Source organism: Anaerolineae bacterium, from assembly GCA_016931895.1.
GTDB lineage: Bacteria > Chloroflexota > Anaerolineae > 4572-78 > J111 > JAFGNV01.
The window spans coordinates 22,657-47,483 of the sequence record JAFGDY010000056.1; the positions used below are offsets into that span (position 1 = coordinate 22,657).

Consider the following 24,827-nt stretch of genomic DNA (forward strand, 5'->3'; position numbering starts at 1 on the left):
GTGCTATTGCCACTCGATGAACTATAGCCCTTGCCTTGAGGTTTATTGTACCCCTCTGGCAAGAATATACTTCTGCCCCTCATTCTTACACAAAATTCTATTTTCCCCTGCTTGGCTGAACCGGAAGATTTTGAGGGAGATCTAATAGGTGCTACAATGGTTTGTAGGGACTCCCCCATACGCCAAAATAATGAATACAGCGAGGGCTGAAGTGTAAACCGGCTTGCGGAGATGTTTATGGCCCGATACAGAACATTAATCACATACGTGATTATTTACTTTTTTGCCCTAAGCGCGACCATTCGTGGCTTGATTCATTTTCAGGGCCGGACTTACCAGTGGCTAGTAACCGGGCTATTAGCTGCCTTCTTTCTGTTATTGGCGATTGAGCCGTGGCTCTCTCGCCGTTCGCCGTGGTATACGCCGCTCTATCTGGCGGTACAAACTGTCATCACTGCTGTCCTGCTGCTTATCCCAGCCGGTTCAATTGTCACCGATTATTTTGCTGTTTTGTTGATCCCGCTCACGCTTCAGGCCATGCGTGTTCTCCCGCCACGGATCGGATTTCGATGGATAATTTTATTCACGGTGGTGATGGCTATCCTGATGCTCTATCGCTTTGGCTGGGGTGAGGGGATACCGTTTATCTTAACCTACACGGTGGCCTATCTTTTTGCCGGTTCCTACGTGGCCTTCATGCGCCAAGCCGATACCGCCCGTGAGGAGGCCGAGGCCGCGCGTCAAGAGAGTCAAAAGTTGCTAACGGAGCTTCAAGAGGCACACCGGCAATTGCAACACTATGCGGCCCAGGCCGAGGAACTGGCCGCAACCAAAGAACGCCACCATCTGGCCCGGGAACTACACGATTCGGTGACGCAAACCATTTTTAGTATCACCCTCACCGCCAAATCGGCGCGGCTGTTACTGGACAAAGACCCCGCCCAGGTTGCCCCTCAGCTTGATCATCTGCAGGAATTGGCGCAAGGTGCCCTGGCCGAGATGCGGGCTTTGATTTTTGAACTCCGTCCTCCCGCGGTGGAAGAAGAAGGATTAGTTTCGGCGTTGCGCAAACACCTGGCTGCTCTGAAAAGTCGAGCAGGACTGGAGGTTGACCTTCAAATAGAAGGAGAAAGGCGACTCTCCGGCATTCAAGAACGCCGATTGTTCCGCATTGTTCAGGAAGCGCTCAACAATGTCGTCAAGTATGCCCAGGTCGGTAACGCTGTAGTTACGTTGATCATGGAGGATAACCGGGTGCTGCTCCAGATTGAGGATGAAGGGATAGGTTTTGACCCTGCCGCCCTCAAATTTAACGAGACGAAGATGGGGCTTTCCAGCATGCGCGAGCGTGCGGAAATGATGGGCGGTACGTTTCAAGTAGACTCTCAACCCAGCGCAGGAACCCGGATCAGGGTAGAGATTCCCCAGGTTGAAGGAGAGGAAGCGGATGGATGAGATCAAGGTTTTGATTGTTGATGACCATGCGATGGTCAGGCAGGGGTTGCGCACCTTTCTCACGTTGAGTGAAGGGATTGAAGTGGTGGGCGAGGCAGCCAATGGTTTGGAAGCGGTGGAGCAAGTGCGTCAACAACAACCCGATATTGTGTTGATGGACCTGGTGATGCCCCAACTGGACGGTATCGAAGCCACGCGCCGTATCCGGGAACTCAGCCCCGAAACTCAGGTGTTGGCCTTAACCAGTTTTATTGAAAATGAGAAAGTTTTTGCGGCAATTGAGGCGGGGGCCTTGGGTTATTTGTTAAAGGATGTGTCGCCCGACGATTTGGTAGAAGCAATCAAAGCTGCGCAGCGGGGCGAGGCCCAACTGCATCCCGAGGTGACTAAAAAACTCATGCAGCAGGTAACCGCAAAAGCAAAACAGCAAAAGACTGCGCCTGCCAAACCCGGTGAAACTGATTCTGAAGATCTCACTGAACGGGAACTCGAAGTGCTGCGGCTCATTGCCACCGGTCTGAGCAACCGCGAGATCGCTCAGATGTTGACCATTGCCGAAAAAACAGTCAAAACCCATGTGAGTAATATCCTGAGCAAACTGCACCTGGCCGACCGTACTCAGGCGGCAATTTACGCGCTGCAAAAGGGCCTGGGGCCAGAACAATAGCTCTCCCCCTGTAGTCCTAAGACCAAAGACCTACCCGGACCGATCTACGAGATCGGTCTTTTTTATTACCTAAAATACACGGCTGGCCCGATGTGGATGGCGGAAAAACTTGATACACTATTTTCAAATAAACATTCAATTGCAAAGGCGGCAGCACAGAAACAGGAGGAACCAATGAACGCTTTACAGAGAACCATCACCATCGGAGTTGATCTACCCAGTGTCATTCATGACTGGTTCACCACAAAGTTGGATGAGCCAGCCCACCCCAATGTCCCTGAACAAAATAGTGAATTGGATGAAAATCAGGAGTCAACGCATCCGGTGTGGAATGGCGATTTAGATGAGCCTATCTGGTGGTAAAAATGACGGCAACGAGTGTACATTCCTCTCCAATTGAATCGACCAGGATAACGGTGCTTATCGTAGACAATTTGGCTCACGTCCGACAAGGGATCAAAACTCTGCTGCAACTGGCAGACGATTTCGAAGTGGTCGGTGAGGCAGCCAACGGTTTGGAAGCCGTGCAGATGGCTGAGCAATTGAGGCCCGATATTGTCATTATGGATCTAAAAATGCCGGAGATGGATGGCTTTGAGGCCACCCGGCAAATCAAGAGCCGCCATCTGGCCGGGGGCGTAATAACGCTCACCCTCTATGGTAGCCAACACAATCGGGAACGAGCCGCACAGGTCGGGGCTGACGCCTTCATTGAGAAAGACGCAGCCGCCGGCATGTTAGAAAAAAAGATACGCGAAATTTATAAAACCATTCAACATTTTAATTAATTCCCAGGAGGATAATGATGACAACTCTATCAATCAATGCAGCAAATAGAGCTATAGAAATGCCGATATCGGCTAAAGCAGTGGCCAAAGCTCGATTATATTTTATTGATAATTTAAGAATATTGCTGATCACCCTGGTGGTTCTGCTCCACTTATCCATCACTTACGGCCATGGCGGGGGATGGTATTATTATGAAGGTCAGCCGGACGACCTCACCACTATCCTGCTTACAATGTTTAACGCCGTGAACCAAGCTTTCTTTATGGGCTTCTTTTTTATGATATCGGCCTATTTCACCCCCGGTTCTTATGATCGCAAGGGGGCCAGGCTGTTTCTCAAAGATCGGCTTTTGCGTTTGGGCATCCCCTTGCTGTTCTACATGATCATCATCGAGCCACTGCTCGTTTACGTACTGATGGTTAATGTTGACGGCTTCGAGGGGTCCGTGTGGCGGGGCCTGGCCCGATATTTTGAAACTCATTATTTGGAAAATATCAGGCTGGGCGTCGGCCCTTTGTGGTTTGTTGAAACCTTGTTGATCTTCGCCGCCATCTACGTGCTGTGGCAACGATTAGCAAAGCCTGGGATTCCTGTCCCGTCCCAGCGTGATGAAAAAGTGCCCGGTAATATGGCAATTGCCATGTTCGCCCTGGCTCTGGGGGTAGTCAGTTTTATCGTGCGGATATGGCTGCCCATAGGTTGGAATTTTGACCTGTTGAATCTGCAATTTCCCTACTTTCCCCAATACATCGCTCTGTTTGCACTCGGTCTGATGGCCTATCGCCGTAATTGGTTTATGAGCATATCCGAGGCCACCGGCAAATTGTGGCGCAACATCACCATCGCCCTCATTGTGCTGTTCCCCGCTATGATCATATTTGGCGGAGCGGACGACCCCACCCCATTTATGGGCAGCGTTCATTGGCAGGCTTTGGCTTTGGCCCTGTGGGAGCAACTCCTTTGTATGGCGATGATCATCACCCTCCTGGTCTGGTTCCGCCAGCGGTTTAATCATCAGAGTAACCTGACCAAAACAATGTCGGACAGCGTCTACACCGTGTATATTATTCACGCCCCGGTTGCGGTTATGGTTGCGCTGGCTTTGCAGGATTTGAGCCTGTACCCATTGATCAAGTTCCCTTTAGTGGCCCTCATTGTGGTCCCGCTCTGTTTCTGGCTGGCTACCTTTATCCGCAAACTCCCGCTGGCCAGAAATATCCTATAAAACGCAACATTCGATAAGCTGGAGATTTTTGTAGAAGTTACACAGTTCACCTTTCCAGAAGCTAAATTCAGTTTCTGGGAAGATTTTATAACTGCGTAATTTTTTATTACGTACCAACAGTCGCTCAAGTCGTGTTTAATAGAGCGGAGTGTTTGATTTGGGTTGGCCGTGTTGACCAAGTTGGTGTAAAATCAGGTTGTACTCGCCAGGAGATTTTTTGTCCACCGCCTAAATGGAGCGAGGGGTCTCATTGCAAAAATAGAGGTGAGGCAACTCAAGGTAGGCTATCTTGAGCAAATACTCAATCTCTAATCTAACCGGAAGGAAATTAATGAACATTCACCAACCTTTAAATGCGGCCAATGATCTCAACCTGAATGACCTCGACTATTTTGAAACGCGCGGGCTTAATGTGCTGGTTTTTAGCAATTGGTACAACAGCAACTTTAGCGATTCTAAAATAAGTGGCGTGGAAATTATCCACCATGAAGTGCGCACCGCCACCAATGGCGACGTAAGACTGCACTCCACCCCCGAACAATGGGACCCTATCCCTGAATTTGTAAAACGCGAAGTAGATAGACGCGCTAATCGGATTGAGGCTTATGCCAGATATGCCGAATATGATTTTGATTTTATGATCAGGGCCGAGGCGCGCGAGGGCGGTATCCTGCTGAGTGTTCATCTTGAAAAGCCGCTACCTGACGAGCTTGAGGGCCGGGCCGGCTTTAACCTGGAATTCCTGCCCACCGCCTATTTTGGCAAAGCGTACCTTATGGATGGCCAAAGCGGGATTTTTCCACTCTATCCCGGCGGCCCAACGGCCGTGGACAAGGCGGGCCAGGTTGAGCCAAAACCCATTGCCGCCGGTAAAACCCTGGTCTTGGCCCCGGAAGACCCGGCGCGGCGCGTCACCATAGCCGCCAGGGATGGTAGCAAGCTGCTACTGTTTGATGGCCGCAATAAAGCCCAAAACGGCTGGTATGTGGTGCGCAGCCTGATCCCGGCGGGCAAATCCGGCCAGGTTATTGAATGGCGACTGGCGGCTAACACGATTCCCTATTGGACGCGCCCGCCGATGATCGCCCATTCGCAGGTTGGTTACCATCCCTGGCAAAACAAAATTGCCGTGATCGAACTTGACAAAAACGATAGCTCGCAGGCCACGGCTCGCCTCCTGAAAGTCACCGAAACAGGCGCATTAAAGGAAAAACTCAAGGGTGAGATCAAAGAATGGGGGCAATATCTCAGATATAACTACTTCACGTTTGATTTTACCGCTATCAAAGAAAGTGGGCTGTATGTTATTGAATACGGCCAACAACGTACCAGACCCTTTGGCATTGCCGAAGATGTATTTGAAAATGCCTGGCAACCCACCCTGGACATCTTTTTTCCGGCCCAGATGGACCACCTATACGTGAATGAAGCGTATCGCGTTTGGCATGGCGCCGCCCATCTTGATGATGCTTTGCAGGCGCCGGTGGATCACGTGCATTTTGATTTGTACGCCCAAGGCCCCACCACCGACACCCCTTACCAACCAGGCCAGCATATTCCGGGCTTGAATGTGGGCGGCTGGTTTGATGCCGGGGATTTTGATATTCGCACCCAGTCACAATACGCAGTCGTGTTGAGTATGGTGCAAACCTGGGAAAGCTTTGGCCTGAATAGGGATGAGACCACGATTGATCAGGAAAAGCGCTATGTGGACATACACCACCCCGACGGCAAACCCGATTTGCTACAGCAGATTGAACACGGCGTGCTGGCCCTCATTGCGCAACACCGCGCGGTTGGCCACGCCATTCCCGGCATCATTGCGGCCAACATCTCCCAATATACCCATCTGGGGGATGCCATGACCATGACCGATAATATTGTAACCGAAGACCCCGAACTGGCTACCCGCAAACGGGATGGATTTAATAACAGCCCGATTGACGATCGCTGGGCTTTTACCAGTAAATCTACCCCCTTGAACTACGGCTCTAGTGCCGCTTTGGCCGCCGCCAGCCGCGCTTTGCGTGGCTTCAATGATGAACTGGCGGTTGAATGTTTGGCTACGGCTGAAAAAGTATGGATAGAGGAACACAGCCATGCGCCAGACACTTTTTCTCACGGCAACACCACCGGCGGCAGCCTGGAAGAAGAGGAACTCAAAGCGGCTGTTGAACTATTGATCTGCACCAAAGAGGCTAAATATGCCACCCGGATAGAAGCATTGTGGCCGACGATTGAAAACCAGTTTGCCCACAATGCGGCAATGGCCGCGCGGGCGATGCCTTATATGAATGAAACTTATGCAGCCAAATTAGAAAAGTTGGTTCAAGCTTATAAAAATGAATTGGCCGAGTTTGATAAAATCAATCCTTTTGGCGTGCCTATTTCCAGGGGAGGGTGGGCCGGAAACGGCCAGATTATTGGCTGGGCCATTACCAATTATTTATTGCACAAAGCCTTTCCCAACATCATTGAGCCCGAATATACGTTTAGAGGCTTAAACTATATCTATGGCTGCCATCCTGGCTCTAATATTTCCTTTGTTTCGGGCGTTGGCGCCCATTCAAAAAAGGTGGCCTATGGCACCAACCGGGCTGATTTTTCATTTATTGCCGGCGGCGTTGTGCCGGGGGTTTTAATTATTGAGCCGGATTTCCCTGAAAACCAGGAAGACTGGCCCTTTTTATGGGGCGAGAATGAATATGTGATTAATGTCGGCGCGGGATATATCTTCCTGGTCAATGCCGCCAATGATTTATTGAACGGGACCAGCTGAGATTTATACTAAAGTCGGGGCAGCACCGCGCCGTAACCCTGCCAGCGCAAGTAGAGCATGCCCAACCACACCAGGGCCAATACAATCAATACGGCGTAATCTCCCCCTCTCATTTGCGGATTGAGATACAACGACCGTTGATGTTCCGGGCTAAAGCCGCGTGATTCCAGGGCCATGGCCAGCAGGTTGGTATGACGGATGGCGTAGATAAACAATGGCACGGCCAGGGGAATGAATTTTCCGGCCCGGGTGAAAATATTGCCAGATTCCAGGTCCAGGCCGCGCGAGATTTGGGCCTGCACAATGGTGGCCCCGGCCCCGGCAAAGGTGGGCACCAGCCGGAAGGCCGTGGAAAGGGCAAAGGCAAAGGGATAGGGCAGCTTCAGGCGGATTAAGCCGTTGGTTAATTCCTCATTCTTTGTGGTTGAGAGCAACAGCAGGCCGGAGCCGACAAAAGTCGAAAGCCGCAACCCCATCGCCAGGCCGTAGAGCAACGACTCCTGGCTAACCTGCAACCGGCCCCACGACCAGAGCACGGTCGGCCCCTCGGCAAAAAAGGGCCACATCACAGTGCTGAACACGGTCAGCAAAACCAGGATAAAGCGCAAGCGCCAGAAATTGGGCAGAGCTTTGGCCGCAACGGCAATGGCGAACACGAACAGGGTCACACTGCCCACGCCCAGGGGATGGTTAAAGGTTAAGGCCATCATAAAGAGAATGAACATGCCAATGAGCTTGGTGCGCGGGTCCAGCCGGTGAAACCAGGTATTTTCGTCGAGATATAAAAAGATATTCATCGCGCTTTTAACTCCTGGGCCATTTTCCCCACGGTGAGCGCCTGGGTACCCAGCCAGTTACCCAGGCGCAACAATGTGGGCGGCCGCAGAGCGGCTGCGGCCAGCTCGGTTTCGTGGGCAAAGACGGCCCGGGTTGGACCGTCCAGCATCACCTGGCCATCTTGCAACACAATTGTGCGCCGGGCATACTCCACGGCTACCCACATTGAATGGGTGATGATGATGATGGTATGCCCCTGTTGGTTGAGCGTGTGCAGCATGTCCATCATACTCCGCTGGTGATGATAGTCCAATCCCGTGGTCGGCTCGTCAAGAATGATCACCTGGGGTTGAGCGGCCAGCACCGAGGCCACCGCCACTCGCTGGCGTTCGCCTTTGGTCAAGATGAAGGGCACTTCTTCCTCGTAGCCGGAGAGACCCACCACCGCCAAAGCCTCGCCCACCCGCCGGTTGGCGGTTTGGGCGTCAAAACCGGCCACCTTGAGGCTAAACCCCACCTCCTCGCGCACCGTGTTGGCAAAAATTTGGTGATCAGGGTTTTGGAAAACATAACCTACGGTTTGGGCCAATTTGCGGCGACCGATCTCCCGGGCCGGACGGCCGGCCACGCGGATTTCGCCGCTGGTCGGTTGTAACAGGCCGTTAAAATGTTTGGCCAGAGTAGTTTTGCCCGAACCGTTCTGCCCCAAAACAGCTACGAACTCGCCTTCATTGATCTTCACATTCACCTGACGCAGGGCCTCAACGCTGCGGGTGGGGTAAATGTGCCTGACCTCCTGCGCCTCCAAAATGGCCGGGCGGCCGGTGTTGGCGGCCGGGAAGGAAAGATTAAGGGGACGCGGCTGGGCCAGGTGATGTTTTTCGATGGCTGCCCTGGCTTCGGCCAGGGTGAGGGGCGAGCCGGGCCAGCCCATCTTTTGAAAAAGCTCTACGGTGGGCGGCGGTTTGACCCCACAGGCTTCGAGCGCGGCCAGATCGGTCATCACCTGGCGAGGAGGCCCCTGGGCCATAATCCGGCCCTTTTGCATGAGCCAAACCTGGTCGGCCTGCTCGGCCGTTTCCGGCTCGTGGTCAACAATGAGCAGCGTTCGATTTTCTTGACGCAGCAGGTCGGCCACCGATAGGACTTCCTCCCGGCCTAGCGGGTCAAGGTCGGTGGTCGGCTCGTCCATCACCAGCATGCCCGGCTCCAGGGCCAGCACCGAGGCAATGGCCAGACGCTGTTTTTGCCCGCCGGATAGGCTGGCCGGTTCGCGCTGGCGCATCGCTGCCAGGCCCACAAAATCCAGGTAGCGCGTGATACGCCGCTCAATTTCGTCACGGTTCAGGCGATGGTTTTCCGGGCCAAAGGCGACCTCCAGCTCCACGCTGGTAGAAAAAAGCTGGGCCTCAAAGTCTTGCAACACCAGCCCCACCAGCCGCGACATTTCGGCCACCCGGGCTTCGCTCACCACTTGCTCTTTAACGGTCACCCGGCCCTGATAATCGCCCCGAAAGAACCGGGGCACGAGAGCATTGAGCGCGTAACACAGGCTTGATTTGCCTGCGCCCCCGTGCCCCATTAATACCGCAAACGTGCCGTCCTCAATCTGGCCGTTGACATGGTTGAGGGCCGGTTGTTGGGTTTCTCGATAGGTAAAACTCAAGTCTTCAATTAAGGCGGCAATGCCCATTTGCGGACTCCCGGCTGGCGCTACAGCAAGATGCTGCCAACAATAATAACAATGGCGAAAATGACGCCGATGGTCAGGGCCTGGCCAGTCAATAGATAACCTCCCAAAATCCAACCAAGCAGCGCGCCGGCCGTGACCAGCCAGGCGCCAATAACCCCGGCAATGGGCTTGCCGATGTCTGATTCTTCCATCACGTCCCACCAAACCAGGCCCAGTTGTTTTTTGGTGACGCCATAGATGGCCAGCAGCAAAATGCCCCCAATCAATCCGCCCACCGTATCGTTAATGGCAATGATGCTGACCAGGATAGGGTAAGGCACCAGCCCCAATGCAGCTACTCCCGTAGCGATGATCACGCCGCAGGCAGCGGCGGAAACCAGGGCAATAACAATGTAGAGCACCCACGAGCGCCAATTGGCCACCGCCAGTTCCCGCTGGCCGTCGGCCAGGGGTTTGAGCGTGGCCCACATGGTGTAGGGCAGGTAACCCAGCAAAAAGTTGCCGATAAAACCAAAGACACTGCCCGGCCCTAACGTGCCGCCAAAGATATCGCCGATGAGATTGCCGATGGCCGAACCCCAGGCGCCGGCCGGCCCAAACAACAGGCCAAAAACCATCGGAAAGATGTTGGCCACCCTTACCTCGGTGATGCCGGGAATAAGGGGAATAGCGGTTTTAAAGGCGATAAGCGCCGCGCCGTAGATGGCGGCACATACTGCCACCAGGATGATCATCCTGGTATTCTTCCACATTGAAAAAGCAGCCTTCATTGCGTTTGTCTCCTTTCACTTTACGTATTAAATTTTTGGATCACGAGAAAAATAGCGGAAGCGTTGCTCTACCTTGGTCCGTTCAATAACCATCACCTCCTTGTGTGCCTGTTGAAGCCGGGGGGATACGGGGGCATCCGTCGGTAGTTTATTACAATCAGAAAGAAGTGTCAAACAATTAATGGCCTGGGCAAGAGATTGTTGATTTTTCGGCAATATGCTATACTTAGCACGGTCATAAAGGAACACTTTTTACTCTGGTAGAAATGTCCCTTTATGCCCGTTGGCAGTATACCATTGTTCTCGGTGAAAGGAGGTTTTTATTTAGAGCAATGATGGCCAAGATTGACGATTTTCTGACGGTTTACGAGTGATTTGCAAAGGACACCCATAGGGGACATTCCGGTATTCTCAGAATCTGTCACTGCCCTGCTTGCGCTTATCACCGGCTTTGGATTATTATATCAAAAATAGATAAAGTATTTAGCCAAGAATAATAAAAAAAGGAGAGGACAATGAGTATTCAAGTTCTGGTGGCCTATGCCACCAAGTATGGCGCAACGGCAGAGATTGCCGAAAGAATTGGCAAAGTGCTCCGGCAAGCCGGTTTGCCGGCCGATGTGCTGCCTGCGGATAAGGTTAGCAACCTGACCCCTTACCAGGCCGTTGTATTGGGCAGTGCGGTTTACATTGGCAAATGGCGCAAACAGGCGGCGAGGTTTTTGCAGGCCAACGAGAAAATGCTGGCCCAGCAAAAGGTGTGGTTGTTTTCCAGCGGGCCTACGGGCGAGAGAGAGCCGGTAGAATTATTGCAGGGGTGGCGTTTGCCCAAGGCCCAGCAAGCTATCGCCGATCGTATCCAGCCCCGCGACATTGCCGTTTTTCATGGCAACGTGAATGCGGACAAACTGAATTTCATCGAGAAGTGGATGATCAAAAACGTCAAAGCCCCGGTTGGCGATTTTCGCGATTGGGAGGCCATCACTGCCTGGGCCGCCACTATCGCCGATGCGCTTAAGGAAACAGCCGGCCCGCCAGAAACAGAGGCAAAGTAAGAGCGTCCACAGAGATTTGTATATTCCCTCTTCCTCCATCCGCCGGTCATCATTCCCGTTAGCTTAAATGCCACCCGGCGGCACAAAAAGCCGATTTGTGTTATTATGGGCAATGTGGTAAAGTTGACGGCATTGATAAATTGTCACTAAAATAAAACGCCGCGTTCCATATTGGGAAGCTGCGCTCCACATGGGGGGGGACAATCCTTGCAAATATTTGGCTTAACGGCTGGATTGTCTAATAAAACATTATCCGGAGAGTAATTGAACAGAATGGGGCTAAACGTAAACTCAGAGATTGAGTTTACGCAAGGGCTTACGGCATTTGGTCGTGAATAACAAGCGCAATCTGCCCAGATAAGATGCGCGTTCATAAACAGAGCCTGAAGAACAACTTCCTGATCAGAGGTTGAGATATTGGAACAATGAGTGTTTGGGGAAGTTGTTTGATTTAAGCCGATCATGCAAAACTAAAACCCTAGCTTTGCTAACCTTGTCATCCTGGTTTCATAAGGAGGTTGCCCTATGCCACCTATATTATCGTCTTTATGTTATAAAAGCAATATGCCGCCGCCATCGGCCCCTCAACGGCAGAGATTTACCCCATCGGCTCGGTATTGGCCAAAACCCTTTGCCCAAAAATTGACAATTTTACTCATTGCTGCGCTGGCCATTCTGGTTCAGGGTTGCGCCCTTGTTCCGGCGTCACCCCTATCTTCCACCCCAGGCGAGGCCACTGCTGTTTCCTCAGAGGCGGTGGAAGAGGTTGCCCATCTTAACCCGGATGAGGTCTACCAGCCGGTTCCGGTTCCAGAGGCAACGGCCAAGCCCAAACGGTCTAAGCCGATGCCCCCCCAGAGTATGCTCATCCCCACGCCGCTAACCCTACCCCAGGCCACCATGCCGCCGGAGCCAACCCCTACCGCAACGCGCGTTATTATTGATACGCCAACCTTTACCCCAACTCCTTTGCCTACGGCCACCGGCCTGCCCCCAGACCCGCCCCCGCCGGCGCCCATAGTGGAGGAAATACCCACTGAAACGCCCCCGCCGGAACCGGGCATTAAATACGTGGTCCTGATCAGCATAGACGGCTTGCGGCCCGACGCCTTAGCCCTGGCCCACACCCCTACCCTGGATGAACTCATAAAACAGGGCGCTTTTACCCCTACCGGGCAAACCATTGTGCAGAGTTTTACCCTGCCCAGCCACGCCTCCATGTTAACCGGGGTGGTGGCCGAAAAACATGGCCTGCTGGATTCGCTGCCGTACATAGGCTGGCCGGGCTTAAAAGTGCCTACGCTGTTTAATATAGCCCACGATGCCGGCCTAACTACAGGCATGGTGTTTGGGAAGGAAAAACTCAATTACCTGGTTTGGGGTGATTCAGTGGACAACCTTTATGGTACTGACGGCTATGATGAGCTGGTCAAGGAAGAGGCGGTCAAGTTGATTGGTCAGGGTTTGCCCAACGTTCTTTTTATCCACTTTCCAGACGTTGATCGGGCAGGACACGAAATAGGCTGGATGTCGGAGCACCAGTTAAATACCGTAGTTTACGTGGATAAATTGATTGGTGAAGTTGTGGCCGAACTTAAAAACAATGGCTATTGGCCCAATACGCTCCTGATAGTTACGGCTGACCACGGCGGCCATGGCCAGCGCCACGGCGATGATTCGCCCGTTGACCGGACCATTCCCTGGCTGGCGGTGGGGCCGGATGTGCCTAAAGGCATTACCATGGGGCACATTAATATTTACGATACAACCGCCACCGTGTTATACGCCTTAGATGTGCCGATTCCCGAATATTTTGATGGGCGGCCCGTGATGGAAATTTTCCCCCAAACAAATTAATTCAAACGGGGGCGACGGTTAAACTGTCGCCGCCGCCGTAACTCTACGGTTCATCCGTTCCGGGAGAACCGTACAGGTTGCGACTGGCCAGCCAGTTATTGGGATCGTTAGGGTCGCCGTTCTCATTTCTCAAAACCAGCGAATCCCCCCGCCCGTCCGGGCTGACGGGCCAACCGTTTTCATCATTATACTCAAATTCCAACAGCGCCTGCCCCCCGGCATCCCGCAGAATAATTTTCTCCCCTTTGTTTGAAAAATGCCCCTCGTACGCGCCGCCAATGGTTACGTTTGGATACTTTTCGGCAAAAAAGGCAGGATTGCTGACCAGCACCACAAAGCCATTCGCCTCTAACGGAGGGGTGTTGGGCGGAAAGGTAAACCGAATCCCCTCGTCAAGAGAGATATTGGCCAACTCTATCACGCTATCGCCCACATTTTTCAACTCGATAAATTCATAATCATCGCCATCGCGGGGGTTGTACATCACTTCGGTGATGCGCAGTTTGTTGCCCGGCTGGGTCACGTGATACGTGGCCTGGTTTAAGGCGCTCCAACTTTGCTCGGCCTGCGGATTGAAGGTTCGCGCTTTGAGTTGGGTGGTTTTGGTTAACACTACCGGGCCGGTGTAAATCATCGCCTCGGGATACACCTGGCCGGTGTAGGGCATCCTGGGATCGGAACCACTGGTGGTATAGTAAATCACACAATCCGGGCATGAGGCCGGCGCCGCCATGGACAACGCAAAGCCAGATTCAACCAAACCGCCGTTCGTGCTGAACACCGGCGGGTCAAATTGAGGATAAAGACCGGCCTCCCGGGCCTGGGCCATCAACCTGCCGGCATTGCCGTCCATTTGAACCAGCACCGCCTTAGTGGCCTGGCCCCAATCATCTTGTATGGGTGAGTTTTCCCGGTTGGCATCGCCCCAGCGGGCCGCCTCGCCCAAGATGACGGGGTCAATTTCAGCGGCCAGTTGTTGCCAACGCTGTTGAGCATTGGCATCCGTTAGCGCCCCTCCGGCAAATAGATGCTGATACAGCCGGTCGGCCAACTGGAGCCGAAAATCAGGGTCCTGTTTTAGGCTTTGAAATAACACCTCAAGAGGGTCGGTGGCAAAGCCGTTCACCTGCCCCAGGTTAGCGCCATCACGCCTAAAAGCCTCATCATTTTCATCGGCAATGATCTTACCCCGCCGGCCCATCACATCCTGGCGACGAATAGCCATGGTCCATTGCCGGGGTAACTGCTCAACGCCCACATACCAATTCAAGATGAGGTAATCGCTTAATTGGGCCGGATCAAGCGAGCCGGTTATTTCGGCGAGCAGGGGGGCCAGTTGGTCTGGGTCATGGCCCACCCGCTCGGACAGGCTGACGAGCGTGAACAAATCATCTAACCGGCCTGCTCCATCATTGTTGCCCAGCGGCCCTTCTTGGTTGGCCATAAACCAATCTTCTTTTTCGCCCCCCAGATACGAAGCCATAAATGACGCATCAGGCCGTTCGGCCAGGTTGTACACGCCCCAGTATAGGCCGTTGAGGTAAAGGTGCACAAACCTATCGTGGACGCCCAGATCAGACATAGCTAACTGCGAGGCCCGCAACCACGGATTGCGAGCGTAGGTGAAATTGGACTCGGTTGAGGTTGAGCCGGCAAAACCATCATCGCCGCCGGCCAGCAGTAAAAGAGAGTTAAATTGGGTGACCGAAGAGTCAGAAAATAGCGGGTAAACAAGTTTGGACGCCCCATACTCGCCCTTAAAGAGCAGGCGAAAGGATTGTTTGGGCGACGCCGGGTCACCCTCCGGCCTGATCCCTGCATTTATTAAAAAGTTGGTTTCGCTCCCATCCGGCGAGATAAATTCAACCGACACCGGCTGCTCTGAGGATTTACCCCTGTCGGCGGGGTTGGTGTAGAGATGGTCAAAACTTGGCCCGTCCATCACCAGCGACAGCGTGGGCAGGACGGTCAGGCCCTCTTTGACCATATTTTTGAACTCCGGGTCGTTGACGATATCCGGGTCCATTTCATAATCCGCCGCCACCAGCGAGCCACTTGCGGCCCCTTGCGGCCCCTTTAATTGAGTCCCCCAATGGGAGGGAAAGCCGGCCGGGGCTGCGGGTTGCGCCAGAACGTCATCCAAAAAGATATAACTGTGCGTTTCTACCGGCGATGGCCGGGAGTTGGGCTTGAAGGCGGCTACCCGCAGCAGCGTGGTTGTTTTAACCGGAATGGGTTCGGTGTAAACCGCGCCGTTGCTTTCGGTGGGGGCGCTGCCGTCGGTGGTGTATTTGATCGTGGCTCCCGGCGTAACGCCGGTCAGTTCAACCAAAAACGGTTGGCTGTAAAAGCCCCGTTCTGCACTGAATTGCACGGGAGCAATAGTGTCGAGCCGCGCCGAAGTCATATCGTTGGTAAAGCCGGGCGTGGGGTGGGTCAGGAAAGCAAAGTTTAAGTCATCCCCGTAGCGACCGTATGATGTATCCCTAAACTGCTCCGGGTACTGCGGCTCAATGATATCCATAAACCTATCTTCAAGGATATGGTACAGGGCCAAAAACTCGCCGGTTTTGCTGAGTTTAAAATTGGTGTGCAAAACCGCGCCGGGGTCCGTTGAGGTGCGATTTTTGCCGGAAGCAAACACCAGCAGGTATTCATCACTGCCCAAAATCATATCCGGCAAAGGCCATTTTTGCGGTTGGACGGGATCGTCTGTTAAAGCCCAGCCGCCCAGGTTAACGGCCGACCGGCCACGATTATAGATTTCAATCCAGTCTGAATAATCGCCATCCTCATCGGTCAGGCCGGAGCCGTTGTCGGCCAAAAATTCATTGATAATCAAGTCGCTGGCGTTGCTGGCAGACGTGGTGAAACTCATTCCGCCGCTGAGCAGCAGGCTGAGGACCAATACCATCCAAAAGAATCTTTTTCTAGTTTTTAGGTGAATCATGATTACCTACAACTTCTGATTTATAATGAAGGTGGGGATACTGTATGCAGCACCCCCACTACTGTAACCAGAGTAGTACTATTTGCACTGAGTAAAAGTCTGGTATCTCAAATCATCAAGATGGTGTAAAATAACCTTTTCTCGCTCATCCACAAAACGCAGCATGTTCTGAACGTTTTGGTCAAAGAGCTGCAAGCCGGGCAAATCCGGCGCCCAGCGGTCCGTTTCCATTTGGATGAAGGGCCGCACAATTTCCGCCTGGGTCATAATTTCGGCTTTGACATTTTCTTTGGAAAGCTGGCCCACTTCGGTGGGTGGTTTGCCGTATTTGTTCTCAACCCCCAGATATTCCCGGGCGCGGTCTACAAAACGGTGTTTGAAGCCGCAAAAGCCGATCATGGGTTTTTCCATGAGCCGGGTAATGCTATCGTGCGGGCTGTAGGCGCGTTCCAGGGTATTCATGTCGGTTCTGAAGCCCTGGGAGCCGCTGCCAAAGCTGAATTCAGCGTCCCAAACCATAATGCGCCATTTGGCATCGCTGCCATAAGCCTCCGGGTCCCAGCGCCGGTAAACCAGCCAGTTGCTCTGCGGCCAATCATAATTTTGCACGTACGCCTGGAGAAACATATATGAAAATAGATTTTCCAGGTCTACCCGCCATTCCAGGCCGCCAATGTTGCCCGGATTGGAAAAATCGGCGCTGCCCACCCAGTTCTGGTTCTCCAGCCAACTGCCGTAACCGCCGTCTCTCACTTCTTCCTGCTCAACCCACAAACCTTGCTCGTCATAGTAACGGGCTTTTTCTATAACGTCCCATTCGGCGTCTTTGGTAGAATATGAGCGCAGCATTTGCTGGTCAATCCGCTCGGTTAAATTGTAAAGGCCCCAGAATTGGCCGTTGAGGTAAACCAGCACCCAGCGACCATGGGCAATGGGTTGGCCCATATTGCGGTGCAAATTGCGCGTTACCTGGTCGCCGATGTACTTGGCGGTATAAACCTGGTCGCCTCTAACGCCGTTTTCGCCCCAGTAAGCAAAACTGTCGTTGTAGCCGGCGCGCAGCACCAGTTTGTCAAACTTGGTTACGGGACTATCTTCAAACAGGGGATATTCCAGGTTGCCCGGCCCGCCATACTCTTTGCGAAAGTAGAGGCGATACGATTTTTTGGGACTATACCAGCGAGATTTGCCGCCATGGATGCGAATACCGGCATTTACATTAAACTCTTCCCGTCCGCCGGGCGCAAAGTATTCTATGGTCACGGGGCGTTCCCATTCTTTGCCCCTTTCTTGCGGCGCAGTGTGCAGGGTGTTAAAGTGAACCCAATCGGAGGAGAGAGAAATCACCGGAATGGTCTGCTCATAATCAGCTACAATGTAAGAGCGGGTATAGGGATAACCGGCGGGCGTGCCGTCATATTTAAACACCTGGGCCCGGATAACGGTTGACTGGTTGATGGCGATGGGGCCGGTATAAGGGGCGCTGGCGGCCATGGGCAAAGAACCGTTGGTGGTGTAGCGGATGGTCCCGCCGGTGAGATTTTTCAGAGTTAAAACAAAGGGTTGGTGGGTCACCATGGCCTCATGCGAAAAGACAATGGTTTCGGGAAACACAACCACTTTCGGTTCAGACGCTTCACCAGGCTCGGCTTCGGTATCTGTTTGTGCCTCATCACTTACTGTACCCCCTTGGGCAAAAACAACGCTTTCACCAGCTGATAACTCAATCCCCACCCATAAGGCCAGGAGCAATCCCATTAAAAATATTCTTAAACCAAATTTATTGAACCAACCTAAGCTCATCATCATTTGCCTCCTTGAGCTATCTTCCTGAAAGCGTCTAAGGTGTATTTTATTAGACGCGGTGTAAACTAGAATTCTTATTTTGGCAAACCGGCCAGAACGTGGTAAGCGGGTGTATTGAGAATACCAAAACCGGCCAGTTCAGTACCCGGCGCGGTTACGCCGTAGTCCAAATTCCAAAGGAACATTGGCCCCACCCAGCCCCACTGTTTGCTCATTTGATACGCTTCAGCAATCCACCGGGCTTGCTCTTCAGGGGTGTTATCGAGGGCATATTCATAACCCGGTTTGGGCTTGCCGGAAACAGCCCAGCCAAATTCCGTAGGGACAATGACTCTGTGGCCGTCTCCGTTGGCCGCCATTACTTCGCGGTAGCCTTCCATTGTGCCCCGAAAACACCAACTGTGGTGCCGGTTCTCAAACGGTCCCCGGAAATTGGTTGCGGTTAAGTCGGTCACAGTGCGCCAATCGCCTTGAGCCGGACAGTTGTAGCCGCTAGGGTGCGCGCCGAGGGCGTCAAAAAATCCCCTGGCGCCGTTAGCGTACATCTGGTTAAGGTAGTCAATATCATCCACTGCGGCCTCACCCACATTGCCGGCCGGGGTTAAGGCGCCGCTCACCACAAGCATTTCTGGATTGACGGACTTAATAGCCCGGTAAGAGGCTTGCAAAAGCTGCACGTAATTGGCGGCATTAATGCGGCCCATCCCGCCGGCTTCATACCAAAGATTCTGCTCGTTCCAAATTTCAACGGCCTGCACTTTACCGCGATAGCGGCCGGATACTTGCGCCACAAACTGGGCGTAGAGATTCGGGTCTTGGGGCGGGCCTTCCACGCTTTTGTCATCATCCGGCGGCCGCGCCCAATCAGGGGCCTTGGGAATGCTTAACAGAATGTTAATGCCGTTGCCGTGGTAGGCGTTGATCAGCCCATCCCACATTGCCCAGGCGTAATCACCGGGCGCCGATTCTACATCTTTCCAGGCCATTTGAAACTTGACCCAATTGAAACCCAAAGCTCTGATGTGCTCAATATTGGCCGAGGTATCGCCGCGCGGGTCAGCCTGAATACCGTAGCCAAAGGGAATGTTCATGGCCGGTACGGCCGGCGGCTGCGGCGCGGCTTGTTGTTGAGCCGGCCTGGGCGTGGCAGTTGGAATTGCGGTTGGCGCCGGAGTGGGGGTAGCAGTTAGGCTGGGCGTGGGCGTGGGCGTAGGAGTTGGTAAAGGGGTGGGCGTGGCCACTTGCACAACCAGCGTTCCCTGCGGAAGGGGCGTTGGATTTTGGCCGGAAAAGATACCGGCGATCACGGCAAAAACACCGCCCTGTTTCGGGGCAGTCCATTGATAATCAGGACGGCTCAGATCAACCGTTGTTTGGCTCACAATGACTCCATCTTGATCTTGCACTCGCCAGGCCACGGAATATTCATTGTCCGCCAAAGCCGGGGTAAAGGTTGAATTTTGGAAAGTCCGCAATATTTCCCACACCTGTTCATCCGCTTCAGCACCAACATTCTCAAAAGCTACACCATACAAATTGTAATAATTCACCAACTCCAGGGCATCCACCAACCGGGCCGGGTTCGCCAGGTAAACGGTATGGTGGCGATTGTCTTGGTCCAGATAGCCAAACCAATACGTGCCGGTTGTGCCGTCAATTTGAACGCCGGTTGAGGCTTGGCCGGACAACGTAAAATCCAGATTCCTGCCAGGATTAATTCCCTCAAAAACATTCACCACCATAACCCCGCCGATTTTTTCAAGCGCTTGCGCGGAACTAACAGATTGGGCCTGCCCATCTACCCACTCAATATTGTGGGGGGTATAGCGCAACTGTATTTTGTAACGATTAATTTGCCCGGTAGCCCAATCGAGCATCTGCTCCATTTGTCCGCCCGGTGCATAAGCTTTTGGATCAGGCCAGGTGGGCACTTTAACCCGGTCTGCAATGCGGCCAATAGCCGGCCAATCATAAGCGCCGGTATCCCAAGCGCCTGTAGATAACTGTTGGGGCAGGGCAACGTGTACCAAAAGCTGCTTATCTTCTGGCAGCGCCCGGCGTAACTCCAGCAAAAAATCGGTGTACTCCTGGCGTAAATCGGGAGAAATGTCCCGGTAATCAAGATCAATACCCCGATATTGGCTGCCGGTAAACAGATCAACAATGGCCTTGAGATGCTGTTGGCGCAGGGCCGGGTCAACCAACAAGTTATCAATCTCAGCCCCATTACGAATGGTGGGGATAACTGCCAGATCGGCATCTTGAATTTCTAAAGGAATTTGGCCAACATTGCCGGTAAGGCAACCATCACCGGCCAAATAAAAAATCGGGAGGTTGATTTCAACCGTTCTGGTTTCGTCAACATCGGGCAAATCGGGCAAGATGTTATGATGCCTACCGGCGTAATCGGTAGAGATACCAAGATCAAGCGCGTGTGTTTGCATGAGAGCCACTGCCTTGGGCAAAAAATCCAGTTCAGCTTGAATAATATTTTGGGCCAAAATTCTGCGGCTGGGCTGCCATTCCCATGTTTCGCCGTTAAAGGCGTACAGGTCCAGGGTATGGTCGTTTTTGGCGGCAGGGTTGGGCAGGCTTAAGTTCAGGGTGGGTAAAAGCTTTCCGCTATAGGTAATACGATAAACCGGCCCTTTGGTTTCTAAATTGGCGGGCAACTTTTCTGGCGCGGTTGCCAGATTGTCACTCGCCGCCGCCGGCTGAAACTGATCGTCTGGCAGAATATCCAACTTAACCCAAGCAGGCTGGCCCGTTACCGGCGTAAAAATTAATTCTGCTCCATTATCAGTATACAAGCTATAATTGTCTACGTCAATGGGTTTGTAATCCCCATAAAACAGTCGATCGGCCAATGAAATTGGCGGCAAAAACAGCACCATCGCCATTGCCCCCCCAAAAACTACGAGCAAAATTATCCAACTTGATTTAATCTTGTACTGTTTCAGCAACAACATGCTTCTACCTCTATATCCTTATACGTCATCAGCCACAAAAATTATGACACGGTTCCCGGCAGCTTAAGAAATAGCCCCAGATCAAGGTTGCCCCGGTATGGCAACCAATTTGCATTAACCGGCCCAGTTGCCATGATACCAGTTCTGCCGCCAATTGACCTCACCTGTTTGAATTATTTTGGGGGGGCTAACTTGAGTAATATTTAGGCGGGCACGGCCCCACTCAGGTGAGTAAGGGCATGTAAGAAGGAATTTGACAAGAGACCAAGAAAATGTTCTGAAGCTTGGGTTCCTTCAAGCTACGCTCAACTTATTAAACTCAATGCCGCAAATTCTCTTAAAACGACATTCCTACCGGATGTAAATTTTTCAAGTAGGTGTGTGCTCTTTAGCCATGACAACATTAATATATACGAACCACGCCAGCAAAAGGTTTTAAAACTTCAAAAATCCAACCTGACCGGCAACTTGCCCAGAGATACATTAACCCAGGCCCATTAACTACGGGCACGGCCGGTTTGACGGTTTTAGATCAGTATATACCAAAATTGGCCATAGCGTCATCCATCAAAGGGGGGATTTATGGGGATGGAGGGGGTGGATATGAGAAGCCATGTTTTAACCAACCACTTCTGCCAGATCCATCTATTCACCTCTATTTTGGCGGTAGGGACCGGGCAATGTTCGGCCCCTACCCTATGGCCTAAAAAGGGGGCCAGACCCGGCCGGGGTGCGTCCCGGATGTCAGGCAGATAGGGGCGACCGGCCGGTCGCCCCTACTTTCTGTTGCCCTACTTTTTGGCAACGAGCCTGCAATGAATTGATTAACTGACACAAGGTGTCAACAATTCTGAAGTAAAGTGGAGATATAATTAAAGTGTTCACAGACTGCTTTGCGGTGGGTGAGCCAGATAGCCTTAGCCCCCATCCCTTACGCATTTGCTCAAAGTACGGTGCGCTTTAGCCTATAGCCGGGATGAACAAAGGAGAGTCCTTGCTCTGTTGGCCAATCCAAATAAGAACGGCAACACCGCTACTTTGTCTAAAAAACTGCTAGCAGGTTTAACCGCGGGGAGGGGCATGAGCAGGAGATAAAAGACTTTTGGCTCACTGCCGGTCTAAGCTGGATGAAGCATTTGCCCTGGGCCAAGCGTTAGCTACAAACGGTAGCGCAAGCTAACGAGCGTTGGTTAAATGGATCTGCCCAGCTAAATTTCTTCTTGATTGAAGGAAGGAAACCATGCGTGAATCTATCAATGATCTTATCAAAAATGATACCATTATGTTTGAGTATGATGTGCATGATATGCAGCGAGCAGTAGCCTGGTACAAAAATGTTCTTGGCTTTGAGGTGATTTTTTCCGGCGGCGATTGCCATACGGAGTTTGCCTTGCCGGTTAAGGGCGCGCGGCTGGCTTTGAGTTGGGTTGAGCCGGACGTAAAAATTAAAAAAGCGGCCCGGTTATTCATTTCCACCCCCGATGTTTACGCGGTTGAGGCGTATTTGCAGGGCAAAGACGTCAAGACTGGGCCGCTTGAGAAGGTAGATGGTGTGGTGTTGATTCTGTGGGTTGAGGATTGCGAGGGCAACCATTTTGCTTTTGAACAGTGGCTGGCGCGGTCATAAAAACAACAAAACTAAGGGAGCAAACTATGCTGAACTATGCTGTTTTTTTACCAAACTTTGGCCCCTACGGCGATGCCCGGACCCTGGCTAACCTGGCCCGCGATGCCGAAGCAGCCGGCTGGGACGGCTTTTTTATTTGGGATCACATTGCCGCCTGGGGCAATAGAGAAATGGTTGATCCCTGGGTGGCGCTGGCGGCCATTGCCCTGCAAACCGAGTGCGTACGCTTGGGCGCCATGATCACGCCTCTGCCGCGCCGCCGCCCCTGGAAAGTGGCCCGGGAAACGGTGTCAGTTGACCATCTTTCTAGGGGACGGTTGACCCTGGGCGTGCACGAAGAAGAATTTGCCTACCTGGGCGAAGAAACCAATCCCAAAATACGTGGTGCAATGCTGGACGAGGCGCTGGAGGTGTTGCTAAAATTGTGGACGGGGGAAACAATCACTAACCGGGGGCCATATTACCCCATCAAAGAGGCCCGTTTTTTACCCAGGCCGGGGCAATCGCCGCGTATTCCGGTATGGGTGGGCGGCGTTTGGCCCAATAAAGCTCCGCTACGGCGGGCGGCGCGGTGGGATGGAATGTTTACCCTATTTAACAAAGAGGGTGACGTTGAGGTTGAGATTGAGAACATTAAACAAGCCGTAGCCTACGTGCAAGCTCACCGGCAAAACAACCAACCCTTTGACGTGATTTACGCGGGCCGGCCCACGCCCGGCGACGACCCGGCGCAAGCTGCGGAAATTGTCAGCCGATATGCCAAAGCAGGCGTTACCTGGTGGTTGGAAAATATCACCCCCTTCAGTTTTGGCCAAACTATGGAAGAAACATGGCCCCTAGAAGCCATGCATCAACGCATCCGGCAAGGGCCGCCAACAATTTAGAGAGAGGTTGAGTAATGATTGCTCCAAGATTAAAAAAAGGCAATAAAATTGGGATTGTTTCGCCCTCAAACCCGGTGGCTCAAGATGACCCGCAAATATGAACAACGGCATCAAGTTTTTGGCGGAAATGGGGTTTGAAGTGGTACTTGGCCAACACGTATTTTCAAACACGCTGGGCTACGCCGCCTTGCCTCAAAAAAAGGCAGCGGACATTAACGCCATGTTTGCCGACGAGTCCGTCAAAGCCATTATCTGTTCGCAAGGCGGCTATACGGCCAATGTTTGTTTGCCCTATCTCCACTGGCAAACCATCAAAGCCAACCCCAAAATATTTTTGGGCATCAGCGACATTTCGGTATTGCTGAACGCTACGGCTGAGTATGACTTCCCTATTCTCAAAGTCAATGAGTTTGGCCATAAGTGCCCTAATACCGTCTTGCCGGTGGGAGGGAGGGTGAGCATGGACGCCGCCGGGCACAAAATAGAAATCTTGCAACAATGTGTTGGGTAGCGGGTACATTCCAAAATTTTGGCAGTAGGGACAGGACAATGTCCTGTCCCTACCCTATGGCCTAAAAAGGGAAACAGATCCTTTGGTAACCTCAAGGGACGCAAAACCCGCTCCGGCCCACATCCACCTCAATTCTCCATCTCAACCCCGGTGTGCAAAAATTACCAAATCATGTTAAACTAACGCCGGCGGTCTCCTGGCCGCTTTTCCGTCGTCTGCCGTCGGTCGTTCGACCAAAAGGCGAATGAGCAAGAAATCAGGAATAAATTGGGGCAGCCAGATTCAAAAATGTATGGGCATAGGTTGCAAAAAATACGACCATTGAGTTTAATAAAAAACAACGGATTTTTCTTTATGTGGCAGCGTAAAAAATCTTCAGGCTTGATTGGTTTTATGGCCGTTTTTTTTACGGCGTTAGGCGTATGCGCCTGCACTCAGTTTAAAATTCAAACATCGCCAACCAATATTCCTGCCCGCCCTGCCACGCCCACTCCCACTGCAACCGGCAAAGTAGAACTTATGAAAAAACCATTGATCACCCACCTCTACACCGCCGATCCTTCTGCTCACGTGTTTGCCAACAAACTGTACATTTATCCCTCTCATGATTTAGACCACAACAACCCGGAAACCCAAATGGGGGACCAATATGACATGGAAGATTACCACGTTTTTTCAATGGAGAACATGCATTCTCTGCCGGTGGACCACGGGCAGGTTTTACACGTAAACGATGTTCCCTGGGCCGAAAAACAGATGTGGGCGCCCGACGCCGCCTTTAAGAACGATACTTACTATTTGTATTTCCCGGCCAAGGATGACGAGGGTATTTTTCGCATTGGCGTGGCGACCAGCCCCTCACCGGCTGGACCGTTCATCCCTCAACCGGAACCTATTCCGGGCAGCTTCAGCATTGATCCGGCTGTTTTTATAGACGATGACGGCCAGGCTTACCTCTACTTTGGCGGGCTGTGGGGCGGGCAACTGGAAAAATGGCAGACCGGCTCTTTTGA

Annotated in this window: 18 protein-coding genes; 12 read left to right on the forward strand and 6 right to left on the reverse strand. The window is 52.4% G+C overall.

What is annotated here, in order from left to right; translation table 11 throughout:
• Window positions 1-237: 237 nt before the first annotated feature.
• The 6 genes from JW953_04710 to JW953_04735 all read left to right on the forward strand — a co-directional run bounded on the left by JW953_04710 (window position 238) and on the right by JW953_04735 (window position 6,915).
• The gene (locus tag JW953_04710) at window positions 238-1,455 is read left to right on the forward strand and encodes a sensor histidine kinase (protein MBN1991981.1); all 1,218 of its coding nucleotides are present in this window, start codon (window positions 238-240) and stop codon (window positions 1,453-1,455) included.
• Window positions 1,448-2,122: a response regulator transcription factor gene (locus tag JW953_04715; GenBank protein MBN1991982.1), complete on the forward strand. Its 675-nt coding sequence runs from the start codon at window positions 1,448-1,450 to the stop codon at window positions 2,120-2,122. Before JW953_04710 ends, JW953_04715 begins: the two co-directional genes overlap by 8 nt.
• 174 nt (window positions 2,123-2,296) lie before the next feature.
• Window positions 2,297-2,485, forward strand: a complete 189-nt coding sequence (locus tag JW953_04720; protein ID MBN1991983.1) for a hypothetical protein — start codon at window positions 2,297-2,299, stop codon at window positions 2,483-2,485.
• 2 nt (window positions 2,486-2,487) lie between these two features.
• On the forward strand, window positions 2,488-2,910 hold the full coding sequence (locus tag JW953_04725; protein ID MBN1991984.1) for a response regulator transcription factor: 423 nt from the start codon (window positions 2,488-2,490) through the stop codon (window positions 2,908-2,910).
• A gap of 14 nt (window positions 2,911-2,924) precedes the next feature.
• The gene (locus tag JW953_04730) at window positions 2,925-4,136 is read left to right on the forward strand and encodes an acyltransferase family protein (protein ID MBN1991985.1); all 1,212 of its coding nucleotides are present in this window, start codon (window positions 2,925-2,927) and stop codon (window positions 4,134-4,136) included.
• A gap of 331 nt (window positions 4,137-4,467) precedes the next feature.
• The gene (locus JW953_04735; protein MBN1991986.1) at window positions 4,468-6,915 is read left to right on the forward strand and encodes a glycoside hydrolase family 9 protein; all 2,448 of its coding nucleotides are present in this window, start codon (window positions 4,468-4,470) and stop codon (window positions 6,913-6,915) included.
• An 8-nt stretch (window positions 6,916-6,923) separates the two neighbouring features.
• Here JW953_04735 and JW953_04740 read toward each other — a convergent pair whose 3' ends face one another.
• The 3 genes from JW953_04740 to JW953_04750 are packed head-to-tail and all read right to left on the reverse strand — an operon-like array spanning window position 6,924 to window position 10,155.
• Complete coding sequence (locus JW953_04740) at window positions 6,924-7,712, reverse strand: energy-coupling factor transporter transmembrane protein EcfT (GenBank protein ID MBN1991987.1); 789 nt, start codon at window positions 7,710-7,712, stop codon at window positions 6,924-6,926.
• The gene (locus JW953_04745; GenBank protein MBN1991988.1) at window positions 7,709-9,385 is read right to left on the reverse strand and encodes an energy-coupling factor ABC transporter ATP-binding protein; all 1,677 of its coding nucleotides are present in this window, start codon (window positions 9,383-9,385) and stop codon (window positions 7,709-7,711) included. Before JW953_04745 ends, JW953_04740 begins: the two co-directional genes overlap by 4 nt.
• A 20-nt stretch (window positions 9,386-9,405) precedes the next feature.
• The gene (locus JW953_04750; protein MBN1991989.1) at window positions 9,406-10,155 is read right to left on the reverse strand and encodes a QueT transporter family protein; all 750 of its coding nucleotides are present in this window, start codon (window positions 10,153-10,155) and stop codon (window positions 9,406-9,408) included.
• Between the two features lie 515 nt (window positions 10,156-10,670).
• Between JW953_04750 and JW953_04755 the strand changes: the two genes are divergently transcribed.
• Window positions 10,671-11,210, forward strand: a complete 540-nt coding sequence (locus JW953_04755; protein MBN1991990.1) for a flavodoxin domain-containing protein — start codon at window positions 10,671-10,673, stop codon at window positions 11,208-11,210.
• Window positions 11,211-11,735: 525 nt separating this feature from the next.
• The gene (locus JW953_04760) at window positions 11,736-13,067 is read left to right on the forward strand and encodes an alkaline phosphatase family protein (GenBank protein ID MBN1991991.1); all 1,332 of its coding nucleotides are present in this window, start codon (window positions 11,736-11,738) and stop codon (window positions 13,065-13,067) included.
• 43 nt (window positions 13,068-13,110) lie between these two features.
• Here JW953_04760 and JW953_04765 read toward each other — a convergent pair whose 3' ends face one another.
• From JW953_04765 to JW953_04775, 3 genes are all read right to left on the reverse strand, one after another.
• On the reverse strand, window positions 13,111-15,981 hold the full coding sequence (locus tag JW953_04765; GenBank protein MBN1991992.1) for a lamin tail domain-containing protein: 2,871 nt from the start codon (window positions 15,979-15,981) through the stop codon (window positions 13,111-13,113).
• Window positions 15,982-16,095: 114 nt separating this feature from the next.
• Window positions 16,096-17,826, reverse strand: a complete 1,731-nt coding sequence (locus tag JW953_04770; GenBank protein ID MBN1991993.1) for a CotH kinase family protein — start codon at window positions 17,824-17,826, stop codon at window positions 16,096-16,098.
• A 71-nt stretch (window positions 17,827-17,897) separates the two neighbouring features.
• Complete coding sequence (locus tag JW953_04775) at window positions 17,898-20,747, reverse strand: cellulase family glycosylhydrolase (GenBank protein MBN1991994.1); 2,850 nt, start codon at window positions 20,745-20,747, stop codon at window positions 17,898-17,900.
• A gap of 1,285 nt (window positions 20,748-22,032) precedes the next feature.
• Here JW953_04775 and JW953_04780 point away from each other — a divergent pair.
• From JW953_04780 to JW953_04795, 4 genes are all read left to right on the forward strand, one after another.
• Entirely contained in the window at window positions 22,033-22,419 is a 387-nt protein-coding gene (locus JW953_04780; GenBank protein ID MBN1991995.1) for a VOC family protein, read from the forward strand.
• 29 nt (window positions 22,420-22,448) lie between these two features.
• On the forward strand, window positions 22,449-23,303 hold the full coding sequence (locus tag JW953_04785; GenBank protein ID MBN1991996.1) for an LLM class flavin-dependent oxidoreductase: 855 nt from the start codon (window positions 22,449-22,451) through the stop codon (window positions 23,301-23,303).
• 97 nt (window positions 23,304-23,400) lie between these two features.
• A complete protein-coding gene (locus JW953_04790; protein ID MBN1991997.1) occupies window positions 23,401-23,814 on the forward strand; it encodes an LD-carboxypeptidase in 414 nt (137 codons plus the stop codon).
• 519 nt (window positions 23,815-24,333) lie between these two features.
• Window positions 24,334-24,827 (forward strand): family 43 glycosylhydrolase (locus JW953_04795; GenBank protein ID MBN1991998.1); only part of this gene is annotated, 494 nt, incomplete at its 3' end.

Bases quoted from the DNA above. Each gene is read 5' to 3' on its own strand.
- JW953_04770 (MBN1991993.1), bottom strand. From the start codon at position 17,826: ATGATGATGAGCTTAGGTTGGTTCAATAAATTTGGTTTAAGAATATTT.
- JW953_04760 (MBN1991991.1), top strand. From the start codon at position 11,736: ATGCCACCTATATTATCGTCTTTATGTTATAAAAGCAATATGCCGCCG.
- JW953_04735 (MBN1991986.1), top strand. From the start codon at position 4,468: ATGAACATTCACCAACCTTTAAATGCGGCCAATGATCTCAACCTGAAT.
- JW953_04750 (MBN1991989.1), bottom strand. From the start codon at position 10,155: ATGAAGGCTGCTTTTTCAATGTGGAAGAATACCAGGATGATCATCCTG.
- JW953_04715 (MBN1991982.1), top strand. From the start codon at position 1,448: ATGGATGAGATCAAGGTTTTGATTGTTGATGACCATGCGATGGTCAGG.
- JW953_04745 (MBN1991988.1), bottom strand. From the start codon at position 9,385: ATGGGCATTGCCGCCTTAATTGAAGACTTGAGTTTTACCTATCGAGAA.
- JW953_04780 (MBN1991995.1), top strand. From the start codon at position 22,033: ATGCGTGAATCTATCAATGATCTTATCAAAAATGATACCATTATGTTT.
- JW953_04725 (MBN1991984.1), top strand. From the start codon at position 2,488: ATGACGGCAACGAGTGTACATTCCTCTCCAATTGAATCGACCAGGATA.
- JW953_04755 (MBN1991990.1), top strand. From the start codon at position 10,671: ATGAGTATTCAAGTTCTGGTGGCCTATGCCACCAAGTATGGCGCAACG.
- JW953_04730 (MBN1991985.1), top strand. From the start codon at position 2,925: ATGATGACAACTCTATCAATCAATGCAGCAAATAGAGCTATAGAAATG.
- JW953_04710 (MBN1991981.1), top strand. From the start codon at position 238: ATGGCCCGATACAGAACATTAATCACATACGTGATTATTTACTTTTTT.
- JW953_04790 (MBN1991997.1), top strand. From the start codon at position 23,401: ATGAACAACGGCATCAAGTTTTTGGCGGAAATGGGGTTTGAAGTGGTA.
- JW953_04740 (MBN1991987.1), bottom strand. From the start codon at position 7,712: ATGAATATCTTTTTATATCTCGACGAAAATACCTGGTTTCACCGGCTG.
- JW953_04720 (MBN1991983.1), top strand. From the start codon at position 2,297: ATGAACGCTTTACAGAGAACCATCACCATCGGAGTTGATCTACCCAGT.
- JW953_04765 (MBN1991992.1), bottom strand. From the start codon at position 15,981: ATGGTATTGGTCCTCAGCCTGCTGCTCAGCGGCGGAATGAGTTTCACC.